Source organism: Micromonospora sp. KC606 (genome assembly GCF_004348675.1).
In the GTDB taxonomy this organism is placed as follows: domain Bacteria; phylum Actinomycetota; class Actinomycetes; order Mycobacteriales; family Micromonosporaceae; genus Micromonospora.
Map to the genome: position 1 here is coordinate 176,890 of NZ_SMKN01000001.1, position 11,086 is coordinate 187,975.

General features: G+C 73.2%; 11 protein-coding genes. 2 read left to right on the forward strand and 9 right to left on the reverse strand.

Going from position 1 to position 11,086, the window contains the following annotated elements; translation table 11 throughout:
• Window positions 1-8: 8 nt before the first annotated feature.
• The 9 genes from E1193_RS00920 to E1193_RS00960 are packed head-to-tail and all read right to left on the reverse strand — an operon-like array spanning window position 9 to window position 9,745.
• Entirely contained in the window at window positions 9-1,253 is a 1,245-nt protein-coding gene (locus E1193_RS00920; protein ID WP_132179210.1) for an MlaD family protein, read from the reverse strand.
• The gene (locus E1193_RS00925) at window positions 1,250-2,635 is read right to left on the reverse strand and encodes an MCE family protein (protein WP_207922477.1); all 1,386 of its coding nucleotides are present in this window, start codon (window positions 2,633-2,635) and stop codon (window positions 1,250-1,252) included. Before E1193_RS00925 ends, E1193_RS00920 begins: the two co-directional genes overlap by 4 nt.
• 8 nt (window positions 2,636-2,643) lie before the next feature.
• Entirely contained in the window at window positions 2,644-3,885 is a 1,242-nt protein-coding gene (locus tag E1193_RS00930) for an MCE family protein (protein WP_165945558.1), read from the reverse strand.
• Window positions 3,885-4,868 carry an MCE family protein gene (locus E1193_RS00935; protein WP_132179216.1) on the reverse strand — a complete coding sequence of 328 codons (984 nt, stop codon included), beginning with the start codon at window positions 4,866-4,868 and terminating at the stop codon, window positions 3,885-3,887. The genes E1193_RS00930 and E1193_RS00935 overlap by 1 nt, the downstream gene beginning before the upstream one ends.
• Window positions 4,865-5,896 carry an MCE family protein gene (locus E1193_RS00940; RefSeq protein ID WP_132179218.1) on the reverse strand — a complete coding sequence of 344 codons (1,032 nt, stop codon included), beginning with the start codon at window positions 5,894-5,896 and terminating at the stop codon, window positions 4,865-4,867. The genes E1193_RS00935 and E1193_RS00940 overlap by 4 nt, the downstream gene beginning before the upstream one ends.
• Window positions 5,893-7,173, reverse strand: coding sequence for an MCE family protein (locus E1193_RS00945; RefSeq protein WP_132179220.1), 1,281 nt, complete (start codon window positions 7,171-7,173; stop codon window positions 5,893-5,895). The genes E1193_RS00940 and E1193_RS00945 overlap by 4 nt, the downstream gene beginning before the upstream one ends.
• A gap of 1 nt (window position 7,174) precedes the next feature.
• On the reverse strand, window positions 7,175-7,978 hold the full coding sequence (locus E1193_RS00950) for an ABC transporter permease (protein WP_132179223.1): 804 nt from the start codon (window positions 7,976-7,978) through the stop codon (window positions 7,175-7,177).
• Window position 7,979: 1 nt separating this feature from the next.
• Complete coding sequence (locus E1193_RS00955; protein ID WP_132179225.1) at window positions 7,980-8,750, reverse strand: ABC transporter permease; 771 nt, start codon at window positions 8,748-8,750, stop codon at window positions 7,980-7,982.
• Window positions 8,747-9,745 carry an ABC transporter ATP-binding protein gene (locus tag E1193_RS00960; RefSeq protein ID WP_132179227.1) on the reverse strand — a complete coding sequence of 333 codons (999 nt, stop codon included), beginning with the start codon at window positions 9,743-9,745 and terminating at the stop codon, window positions 8,747-8,749. The genes E1193_RS00955 and E1193_RS00960 overlap by 4 nt, the downstream gene beginning before the upstream one ends.
• A gap of 158 nt (window positions 9,746-9,903) precedes the next feature.
• Between E1193_RS00960 and shbA the strand changes: the two genes are divergently transcribed.
• Together shbA and E1193_RS00970 are read left to right on the forward strand one after the other, a co-directional pair.
• Window positions 9,904-10,482 carry an RNA polymerase sigma factor ShbA gene (gene shbA, locus E1193_RS00965; protein WP_132179229.1) on the forward strand — a complete coding sequence of 193 codons (579 nt, stop codon included), beginning with the start codon at window positions 9,904-9,906 and terminating at the stop codon, window positions 10,480-10,482.
• Window positions 10,479-11,086, forward strand: a 608-nt coding sequence (locus E1193_RS00970) for an anti-sigma-D factor RsdA (protein WP_243707191.1), incomplete at its 3' end; no start/stop codon positions are given. The genes shbA and E1193_RS00970, both read left to right, overlap by 4 nt.

Here is an 11,086-nt window from a genome sequence, read left to right on the forward strand (position 1 = left end):
ACCACCGGTCACGGGGTCACCCCGGCCAGCAGCAACTGCTTCCACGACTGGTCTCCGGCGGTCCGGTACTGGCCGCCCGTCCCGCCGAACTGCAGGGGCCGGCCGTCGCTGCCGAGCACCAGCCCGGTCACCGGGTCGTAGCCGGCCGTGCCGGCCCCCGCCCGGGACGCGCCGCCCGTGAAGGCCGGCTCGGCCCCCGAGGGCCGCGGCGCGTTCGCGGCGCCGCGTACGCCGGCGCCGGCCGCGCGGTCCGCCGCGCTGCACCCCCGTTCGGGGCTCCGGTACACGCACGCCGGCGGGTCGTTGGCGTTCAGGACCAGGCCCAGGTGTGCCGTGCCGTCGCCCGGGGTGACCGTGAACCCGCCGGCGACGGTGATCGGGTAGACCACCAGCAACTGTTCGATGCCGGGCAGCCGCCGGGCGGCGATGCCGTTGACGGTGATCAGGTTGCCGAGCAGGGTGCCCACGGTCGGTTCCAGCCCGCGCAGCAGCGCCACCAGTTCCTGCCCGGCTGGCGGGCCGGCGGCGAGCAGGCGGCGCAGGTCGGGGTCGGCGGCCCGGACGGCGGCGGCGAGCTGGGCCAGCCCGGCCGCCCACCGCCGCAGCGCCTCCGCCGACTCGGCCTGGGTGGCGAGGACGGTCCGGGCGTCCTCGATCAGTGTGAGGGTCTCGGGCAGAGCCTCGGTCGCGTCGGCGAGCAGCGCGTCACCGGCGTCGAGGATCCGCGCCAGCGCCTGCTCGTTGCCGGCGAAGGCGGTGCCCAGCTCGGTGACCAGCACCGCCAGATCGTCCGGCCCGACCGACCGGACCAGCGCGTCCAGGTTGGACAGCAGCACCTCGGGGGCGAGCGGGACGCCCGTGCGGTCGGCCGGGATCACCGCACCGGCGCGCAGGTACGGCCCGGCGTCGCGGTCCGGGCGCAGATCCACGTACTGCTCCCCGACGGCGGAACGCTGGGCGATCACGGCGCGCAACTGCGCCGGCACCCGTACGCCCCGCTGGATCCGCAGGTCGGCGCGGACGCCGTCGCCGCGCAGGGTGACCGCGGTGACCCGGCCGACGGGCACGCCGCGGTAGGTGACCGGGGCGTGCGGGAAGATGCCGCCGGCGCGGGCCAGGTCGAGGTGGACGACGTACCCGCCGCCGAGCAGCCGGTCGCCGAGACCGACGTATCGCACCCCCACGTAGGTGACGCCGAGCAGGCTCACCACGACGAAGACGAGAACCTTGAGTTTCGTGCCACGCCCGATCACGGCAGCAAGCCTCCTTTCAGGACGTCGGTCAGGTCACCGGTCTGGCCGGTGATCGCCCCGGTCACCGGCAGCACGCACTGCCCCGACAGCACCGTGCCGGACGGCAGCTCGGTTCCGGCGGGGAACGCGGTGCCGGGGGGCACCAGCCCCTTCGGCAGGATCAGCCCGTCGACCGGCACCGGCGAGCCGGGCTTGAGCAGCACGCATCCCTCGGGCAGCCGGCAGTCCTTCGGTGGCGTCCAGGTCGCCGGGAAATTCTTCGGATCGGGCAGGCACCCGGTCAGTGGCAGGTCGGGCAGGGGCAGCGGGCCGGCGTCCGGCCGGGGCCTGCCCGGGCCACCCGGCCGGGACGCGCCGGACTTGGGCGGGCGGGCCGTGGCGGGCGGTGCGGGCGCCGCGGCGACCAGGTTGGCCAGGATGCCGGCGGCGTCGAGGTCGGCGGTGACGGAGAGGTTGACGAAGTCGCCGACGATCGCCCCGGTCACGTTCGGCGGGAACGGGAAGGACAGCATGAAGTCCAGGGACTTCGGCAGGTCGTCGCCGGCGCGGACGAGCTGCTCCAGGATCGGTTGCAGCGCCCGTACGTTGGCCAGGGTGTCGTCGCGGCTGCGCTCCACGACGCGGGTGCCGACCCGGCCGAGCTCACCGAGCGCGGTCAGCGCGCTGGTCAGCTGGGCGCGCTGGCTGGCCAGCACGGTCATCCCGGGGGCGAGGGAGTCGACCGCGTCGCCGACCACCTGCCGTTGCCGGGCCAGCCGGCCGGTGAGCCGGTCGAGCGCCTCGACGGCCCGGACGATGTCGCTCTTCTGCCGCTCCAGCCCGCCGATGAAGGTGTCGAGCTGGCGCAGCGCGTCGCGGACCGCGGGCTCGCGGCCGTCCAGTGCCGCAGCCAGTTCCTGGTTGATGGTGCGCAGCTGCGCCAGTCCACCGCCGTTGAGCAGCAGCCCGAGGGCGGCGAGCACCTCCTCCACCTCCGCCCCGCGGCTGGTGCGGACCAGCGGGATGACGTCACCGTCGGCGAGCCGGCCGCGCGCCGGTTCGGTGGGCGGCGCGGCCACCGTCACGTACTTCTCGCCGAGCAGGCTGCTCTGCCGGACGGCGGCGGTGGCGTTGGCCGGCAGGCGGACCTCGCGGTCGATGCGCAGGGTCACCCGCGCCGTCCAGCCGGCCAGCGAGATCCTCTCGACGCTGCCCACGGTCACGTCGTCGACCTTGACGGCGGCCTGCGGCACCAGGTCGAGTACGTCGCTGAACTCGACGGTGACCCGGTATCCGGCGCCGGCCGGCTCGCCACCGGGCAGTGGCAGGTCGGTCACCTCCGGCAGGCCGCACCCGGCGGGCAGTAGCGCCGCGACCAGGACGCCGGCCGCCAGCTGGCGCATCCGGGCGATCATGCCGGCCCCCGCAGGATGCCGCCGAGGGTGAGGTCGGGGGCGATGTCGGGGCCGCCCGGCGCCGCATCGGCGGCCGGCCCTCCGGGAGAGGGGGCTCCCGGTGGGACCGGACCGGTCGCCGGGGCGCCGGGCGGCAGCTTGAGCAGCCTACGCAGCTGGTCGGTCATGGGCAGGCCGCGTGCGTGCAGGGTCTGCGCGAGCGCGCGGCACGTCTCGGGCACCCGTGTCGCCGGCAGCTGGTCCACCATCAGAGAGCAGACGAACCCGGCCGGGTCGTACGGGCCGGTCGCGTTGTTTCGGGTGTCGAGCGTGCCGGAGCGGGGGTTGTAGGCCAGGGCGAGGTTGCTCACGGTCAGCGGCGCGACGTCGAGGATCTCGATGACCGCCCGCTGCTGGCGGACCAGCACCCCGGTGATGTCGGCGAGCGCCGCGACGTCGGCGGTGAGCACCTCGCGGTTCTGGCGCACGAACGCGGTGACGTCGGCCAGGGCGACCGAGAGGTTGCGCAACGCGGCGGTCAGTTCGTCGCCCTCGCCGGCGAGCTGCTGCGCCACGTCGGCCAGTTGCTGGTTGAACGCGCGGACCTGCTGGTCACTGCGGGCCAGGGTGGTGGTGAACCGTTGCAGGTTGGCGACCGAACCGAACAGGTCCTGCCGGCCGTCGGCGACGGTGGCGAGCGCCCGGGACAGCCCGTCGAGGGCGTCGCGAAGATTCTCGCCGTTGCCCTCAAGGTTGGCTCGTCCCGTGGCGACCAGGTCGGCCAGGGCGCCGTCGGCGTTGGCCCCCTTCGGCCCGAGCGCGCGGTTGAACTCGTCCAACGCCCGGTAGATGTCGTCGATCTCCATCGGAGCGGCGGTCCGGGAGACCGGAATCTCCGCTCCGTCGGCCAGCGCCGGCCCGCCGGAGTACGCGGGGGTCAGCTGCACGTACCGGTCGCTGACCACGCTGGGCGGAACGATCAGCGCCTGCGCGTCGGCGGGCACGCCCACCTCCGGGTCGTAGCGCATGGTGACCCGCACGGTGGCGCCCTGCGGCGTCACGGCGGTCACCTCCCCGACGCGGACGCCGAGCACCCGCACGTCGGATCCGGGGTACACGCCGACGGCGCGGGTGAAGTGGGCGACCAGCTGCCGTTGCGGGGTCTCGGGGCGGAGGACCACCACCGTGGCGGCGACGGCGGTCAGCAGGACGGTCGCGGCGGCGACCGGACGCCGCCACCGCAGGATCCGGCCGGGCATCATCGTCCTCCCGTCGTTGGCTGGAACGGCTGCACCATCCCGTGCACGTACGAGTCGAACCACCGGCCGTTGCCGACCACGTTGGCGAACGCGGTCACGAACGGCGCCATCCGTTCGATGGTCAGCTCCAGGTCGTCCCGGTTGCGTTGCAACACGGCGATCACCTCACGCAGCTTGTTCAGGGCAGGGGTGAGCGTGGTGCGGTTGTCAGCGACCAGGCCGGACAGCTGGGTGGCGAGGTCGCTGGTGCCGACGAGCAGCTTGTGGATGGCGTCCCGGCGGCGGCTCACCTCGGCCAGCAGCGCCTCGCCGTCGGTGACCAGCCTGCGGAACTCCTCGTCGCGGGTGGCGAGCACCTCGGTGACCTTCCGGGCCCGGGCCAGCAGGGACCGCAGTTCGGCGTCGCGCTCGGCGACGGTCCGGGACAGCCGGGACAGCCCGTCCAGCGCGGAGCCGACGCTGGCCGGGGTGTCGGCGAACGTCTCGGACAGGGTGGCGAACGCGGCGGCGAGCTGCTCGGTGTCGACCCGGTCGAGGGTGTCGGCGAGCCCGGTGACGGCCTGCAACACGTCGAACGGGGCGGCGGTGCGCTCCAGCGGAATCAGCGCGCCCTCGGGCAGCCGTCCCCCGCCGGAGGGAGACAGGGCGAGGTACTTCTGGCCGAGCACGGTTTTGATCCGGATGGTCGCACCGGTCTGGTCGCCGAGGCGTACGCCGTCGTCGTCGACCCGGAAGCGGACCCGCACGAACGTGCCGCCGTCGCGGGCGAGTTCCACGGTGGTCACCTTGCCGACCCGTACGCCGGCGACCCGCACCTCGTTGCCGACGGCCAGGCCGCTGGCGTCGTGGAAGGCAGCCTGGTACGCGCGACCGGTCAGCCCCGCGAGCCGGTCGAGCTGAAAGGCGCCGAGCAGCACGGCGACGATCACGGTCAGCCCGACGGCGCCGGTGACCACGGGATTGCGTTCGCTGAACGGTTTCATCGGCTGCCTCCGCCGGCGCACCGGGCGGCCGGTGCGCTGAACGTCACGGGGTTGAGCGTCTGGCCGGCGGCCGTCACCTGGCCGTCGAAGTCGCAGAGGTAGAAGTTGAACCAGGATCCGTAGGAGGCGGCCCGGGTCAGCGCCTCGTACCGCTGCGGTAGCCGGCCGAGGGTGCCCTCGATGACCGCCGAGTTGCGGTCGAGGGTGCCGGCGAGCTGGTCCAGGGCCCGCACGTCCGCGGCCAGTGGCGGCCGCACCTCCGCCAGCAGTGACGAGGTCGCGGCGGTGAGGTCGCCGATGTTGACCAGCGCCTGGCCGATGGCCTTCCGGTCGGCGGCCAGCCCGGAGACGAACTCCTGCAACTGCCGGATCGTCCGGTCGAGGTCACGGTCGCGCGTGGCCAGGGTCGCCAGGACGTCGTTGAGGTTGGTGATCACCCGGCCGATGACGGCGTCCCGGTCGGCGAGGGTGTTGGTCAGCGACGCCGTGCGGCTCAGCAGGCTGCTGACCGTGCCGCCCTCGCCCTGGAGCACCTGGATGATCTCGTAGGCGAGCTTGTTGACGTCGTCCGGGTCGAGCGCGGCGAACAGTGGCCGGAATCCGTTGAACAGCGCGGTCAGGTCCAGCGCCGGGGTGGTCTGGCCGACCGGAATGAGCCCGTCCGGCCGCAGCGGGCGCCGGTCTCCCGGTCCCTCGCTCAGCGCCAGGTAGCGCTGGCCGACGAGGTTCCGGTAGCGGATCTTGGCGCGGACGCTGGTGACCAGGGGCACCTCGTCGCGGACGGTGAAGGCCACCTCGGCGACCGTGTTGTCGACCACCCGGATGTCGCTGACCCGGCCGACCCGCACCCCGGCGATGCGCACGTCGTCGCCGGGCAGCAGCCCGGTGACGTCGGTGAACCGGGCCCGGTAGGTGACACCGCCGGCGGGAAAGGCGCCGAGGGTCTGCGCGAGCAGCCCGGTCAGCAGCAGCGTCACGGCGGCGAAGATGGCCAGCTTGACCAGCGGCGCGATCGTCTTCTGGCTCATCGCGCGTGCACCACCGCGCCGCGCAGCAGCGGCCCCCACAGCAGCACCGCGATGTCGGGCACCTCCGCCGGCGGGGTGCCGGTGAGGGCACCCACGAGGGGTTTGACCAGGGCCCGTTCCTCGCTGGTGGCGGCCCGGCCCATCTCCGGGGAGGCGCCGGCGGGCGCGGCCGGCACGCCGACGGGCAGGCTCGGGCGGTGACGCTCGCCGGAGTAGTCGTAGCCGTCGTCGACCGGAACCTCCGGGGCCGGTCCGGCGGGCCGGGGGAGGCCACGGCAGTTCGGCCCGTCGTCGGCGCCGTAGACCGGCTCGTCGCGGCCCCGCTCGTACCTGCCGCCGTCGCGGGTGACCTCCAGGGTGATGTGCATCCGGCCGCCGGCGAACACCTCCTCCACCCGGGGTTGCAGGGCGACCAGGCCGCTCATCAGGCACGGGTACTCGGGGGCGTAGGCGGCGAGCAGTTCGAGCACCGGCCGGCTCACCGCGCCCAGCCGGATGAACTGGTCGCCGTGCCGGTCGAGGAAACCCCGGGTGACGTCGGCCGCTCCGGTGGTCGTGGCGAGGAACGCCGCCAGTTGGGTGCGCTGGTCGGCGACGGTGCGGGCGGTGACCGTGACGTCGCGCAGCAACGCCAGCAGGTCGGGCAGCGCCGCGTCGTAGCTGTCCAGCACTATCGCCAGCGTGCGGATGTCCTCGGCGATCGCCGGCATCGCCGGGTTGAGTTGCTTGAGGTACGCGTCGAGTGCGGCCAGGTTCGCGCCGAGCTGGTCGCCCCGCCCTTCCAGGGCGGTCGCCAGGGCGGCCAGCGTGGTGGCCAGCTGATCGGGGCGGATGGCCTGCAACAGGGGCAGCGCCTCGTCGAGTACCCGTTCCAGCTCGACGGCGGTGCGGCTGCGGTCCTGGGTGATCACGGCGCCGTCGCGGATCGGCCCGGCGGTGCTGGCCGGCGGCGGGACGAGCTCGACGTAGCGTTCGCCGAAGAGCGTCTTGGGTAGCAGCTGGGCGGTCGTGTCGGCTGGGATCCGGGCGGTCGACGCCGGGTCGATGGCGAGCCGGAGGACGACCCCGGCACCGTCGCTGCGCACCGAACGGACGTCGCCGACGCGCACGCCGCGTACCTTGACGTCGGCGCCGTCGCTGAGCTGCAGCCCGGCGCGGTCGGCGTGCAGGGTGACCCAGGCAACCGGGGTGAACGCCCGTTGGTACTGCAGCACGGAGGCGGTCAGCGCCGCGGTCAGCACGACGATGAAGACGACACCGAGGACCCGATTTTTCATGTCACCCCGCGATCCGGACGGTGGTGGTCGCTCCCCAGATGGCCAGCGACAGGAAGAAGTCGACGATGTTGACGGCCACGATGGCCAGCCGGACGGCCCGCCCGACCGCGACGCCGACGCCCGCGGGCCCGCCGCTGGCGGTGTAGCCGTAGTAGCAGTGGACGAGCACCACGATCAGGCTGAAGACCAGCACCTTGCCGAAGGACCAGAGAACGTCGCCGGGCGGTAGGAAGAGGTGGAAGTAGTAGTCGTAGGTGCCGGCCGACTGCCCGAAGTAGCCGACGGCGATGGTGCGGGTGGCCAGGTAGCTGGAGAGCAGGCCGATCACGTACAGCGGGATCACCGCGATGAACCCGGCGATCATCCGGGTGGTGACCAGGAACGGTAGCGATGGCACGGCCATCACCTCCAAGGCGTCCACCTCCTCGGAGATGCGCATCGCACCGAGCTGTGCGGTGAACCCACAGCCGACGGTGGCCGACAGCGCCAACGCGGCCACCAGCGGCGAGATCTCGCGGGTGTTGAAGTACGCCGAGATGAAGCCGGTGAACGCGCTGCTGCCGATCTGGTTGAGCGCCTGGTAGCCCTGTAGGCCGACCTCGGTGCCGGTGAAGAAGGTCAGGAAGCAGATGACGCCGACGGTGCCGCCGAGCACCGCGAGGGCGCCCGTGCCGAAGCTGACCTCGGCCAGCAGCCGCACCACCTCCCGCCGGTAGCGGCGGACCGTGCGCGGCGCCCAGGCGAACGCCCGCAGGTAGAACGCGAGCTGGCCGCCGAGGTCGTCGAGTTGTCGCAGCACCGGCACGTCACGTCCCCTTCTGCGGTACGACCTGGAAGTACACGGCGGTGACGACGAAGTTCAGCGCGAACAGCAGCATGAACGTGATCACCACGCTCTGGTTGACCGCGTCGCCGACGCCCTTCGGGCCGCCCCGGGCGGTCATCCCCTTGTACGAGGCGACGAGCCCGGCGGTGGCACCGAACAACAGCGCCTTGATCTCACCGACCACCAGGTCGGGCAGTTGCCCGAGGGCCTGGAAGCTGGCCAGGTACGCGCCGGGGGTGCCGCCCTGCATGACCACGTTGAACAGGTATCCGCCGGTGACGCCGACGACGCTGACCAGACCGTTGAGCAGGACCGCCACCAGCATCGAGGCGAGCACCCGGGGCACCACGAGTCGCTGGACGGGATCGATGCCCAGCACCCGCATCGCGTCCAGCTCCTCGCGGATTTTCCGGGAGCCGAGGTCCGCGCAGATCGCCGAGCCGCCCGCGCCGGCGATGATCAGGGCGGTCACGATCGGCCCGGCCTCGCGGACAACGGCGAGCACCGAGGCCGCCCCGGTGAACGACTGCGCGCCGAGCTGCCGCACCAGCGAGCCGAGCTGCAACGCGATGACCGCGCCGAACGGGATCGCCACCAGCGCGGCCGGCAGGATCGAGACCGAGCTGATGAACCACGCCTGCTGGACGAACTCACGGACCTGCACCGGCCGCCGCCCGAGCCCGCGCAGGGTGTCCAGGCAGAACGCGAGGAACTGGCCCACCTCGCGGACGGGGGCTCGGGTGTCGCTCATCCGGAACCCTCTCGGCGAGGCTGCACCGGAATCTCCCCGGTGGGACGTTCGGCGGCCGGTGTGCTCGTGAAGGAACCAGGCGGTGGCGTGATGCCGTGTTCCCGGCACCACTGCCCGGCGGGTCGCTCGGCGCGACGGGGCAGACCGTCGGTGGGCCGCAACTGCGGCGGGATGGGCGGCAGCGGCGGCAGCTCCGCGCCGGCCTGCGCCTCGGCCTGCAACTCCTCGGCGTCCTTCTCCTCGGCCATCCCGATCGGTCCGATCCGCTGGGCGTTGAGGAACTGCCGCACGACCGGTTCGGTGCTGGACAACAGCATCTCCCTGGGCCCGAACATGGCCAGGTGCCCGTGGTAGATCAGCCCGATGTTGTCCGGCACGGTCCGGGCGGTGTTGATGTCGTGCGTGACGATCAGGAACGTCGCCTCGGTGCGCTGGTTGAGGTCGATGATGAGCTGGTTGAGGTACGCGGTGCGCACCGGGTCGAGTCCGGAGTCCGGCTCGTCGAACAGGATGATCCGCGGGTCGAGGACGAGCGCCCGGGCGAGCCCGGCACGTTTACGCATGCCGCCCGATATCTCACCCGGCAGCTTCCGCTCGGCGCCGGTCAGCCCGACCATGTCCAGCTTCTCGTCGACCACCGCCCGGATCTCGGCCTCGGTCTTGCGGGTGTGCTCACGCAACGGGAAGGCGACGTTGTCGTAGATGGTCATCGAACCGAACAGCGCGCCGTCCTGAAACAGCACGCCGAACAGCTTGCGGACCTCGTAGAGGCCACGCTCGGAGAGCGCGGGAAGATTCTTGTCCTCGATCCAGATCTCACCCCGGTCCGGCCGCAGCAGCCCGACCAGAGTCTTGAGGAACACCGACTTGCCGGTGCCGGAGGGGCCGAGCAGCACCGAGATCTCACCAGCCGGCAGGGTCAGGCTGATGTCGGACCAGACCGGCTGGCCACCGAAGGACTTGGTCAGCCCGCGCACCGCCACCTCGACGCCCACGCGCCCCTCCCCTCTCGCTACTGGGACATCGCGGCGGCCCGCTCGGGCGCAACAACTACTTTGGGTGATGGCCGCGCACCGACCGTGAGCTATGCAAGAAGGGCAGGGCTCGATACCGTGCCCCGTAACCCGCTGGTAACGAAGGTGCCCCCGACACGATGACCACCACGACCGAGCCCGAGCTCGTGCACCGGGCCGCCCGCGGCGACCAGACGGCCCTCGCGGCCCTGCTCGCCGAGGTCCGGCCCGGGCTCGTGCGCTACTGCCGGGCGCGGCTGGGTCGCATCGGCGGCGGGTACACCACCGCGGACGACGTCGCCCAGGAGATCTGCCTCGCGGTGCTTCGCGCCCTGCCGCGATACCGCGACCAGGGCACGCCGTTCTCGGCGTTCGTCTACGCAATCGCCGGGCACAAGGTGGCCGACGCGCAGCGGGCGGCGGTACGTGCCGCCACCGTCTCCGCCGCCGAACCGCCGCTGGAGACACCGGACACGCAGCCGGGGCCGGAGCAGCGAGCCGTCGCCACCGACCTCGCCCGCCGACTGACGGTGCTGCTCAACCGCCTGCCGGAGGCGCAGCGGGAGATCGTCGTCCTGCGGGTGGCGGTCGGCCTGTCCGCCGAGGAGGTGGGCACGATCGTGGGCATGACCGCGGCCGCGGTCCGGGTGGCCCAGTCCCGGGCGCTCGCCCGCCTCCGTACGCTGGCAGGCGACACACTCGGCGAGGTGGCGGCATGAGGGAGCACAGGCCCGACGGCGGCGAGGAGCTGGACCTGGCGACGATCGCCCGGGACGACCGGCTGCTCGACGCGCTCGGCCGCGGCGAGCCGGTCCCGGCCGGCGACGACCTCGCCTCGATGCTGGCTGCCTGGCACGCCGATCTCGGCGCTGATCCGCAGGAGGCCCCGCCCGCCGTCGATCCGTGGGCCGCCACGCCCGCGGCCACGCCGGCGCGGCTCGGGGGCCGGTTCCTGCGGGTCGCCGCAGCCGTGGTCGCCCTCGCCGCCCTCGCCATCGGGCTGGGCGTGGCCAGCCGTACGGCCGGGCCGGGCAGCCCGCTGTGGTCGCTGACCCGCGTGTTGTATCCGGGGCAGGCCGAGGTACGCAGCGTCGAGGACAGCCTCGTCCGCGCCCGCGCCGCCGTCGACTCGGGTCAGCTCGACAATGCTCGGCAGCTGGTGGACCGGGCGCGCGGCGACCTCCCGGCGATCGACGATCCCGCCACCGCCGCCCGCCTGGGCGCCGAACTCGACGCGGTGCACCGTGACCTGCTCGAGGCGCTGTCGACGCGATCGCCCGGCGTGCCCTCCGCGGGCATCCCGACGCCCGGCCCCACCCTGAC

Bases quoted from the DNA above. Each gene is read 5' to 3' on its own strand.
- E1193_RS00925 (WP_207922477.1), bottom strand. From the start codon at position 2,635: ATGCGCCAGCTGGCGGCCGGCGTCCTGGTCGCGGCGCTACTGCCCGCC.
- shbA (WP_132179229.1), top strand. From the start codon at position 9,904: ATGACCACCACGACCGAGCCCGAGCTCGTGCACCGGGCCGCCCGCGGC.
- E1193_RS00940 (WP_132179218.1), bottom strand. From the start codon at position 5,896: ATGAGCCAGAAGACGATCGCGCCGCTGGTCAAGCTGGCCATCTTCGCC.
- E1193_RS00955 (WP_132179225.1), bottom strand. From the start codon at position 8,750: ATGAGCGACACCCGAGCCCCCGTCCGCGAGGTGGGCCAGTTCCTCGCG.
- E1193_RS00930 (WP_165945558.1), bottom strand. From the start codon at position 3,885: ATGCCCGGCCGGATCCTGCGGTGGCGGCGTCCGGTCGCCGCCGCGACC.
- E1193_RS00935 (WP_132179216.1), bottom strand. From the start codon at position 4,868: ATGAAACCGTTCAGCGAACGCAATCCCGTGGTCACCGGCGCCGTCGGG.
- E1193_RS00945 (WP_132179220.1), bottom strand. From the start codon at position 7,173: ATGAAAAATCGGGTCCTCGGTGTCGTCTTCATCGTCGTGCTGACCGCG.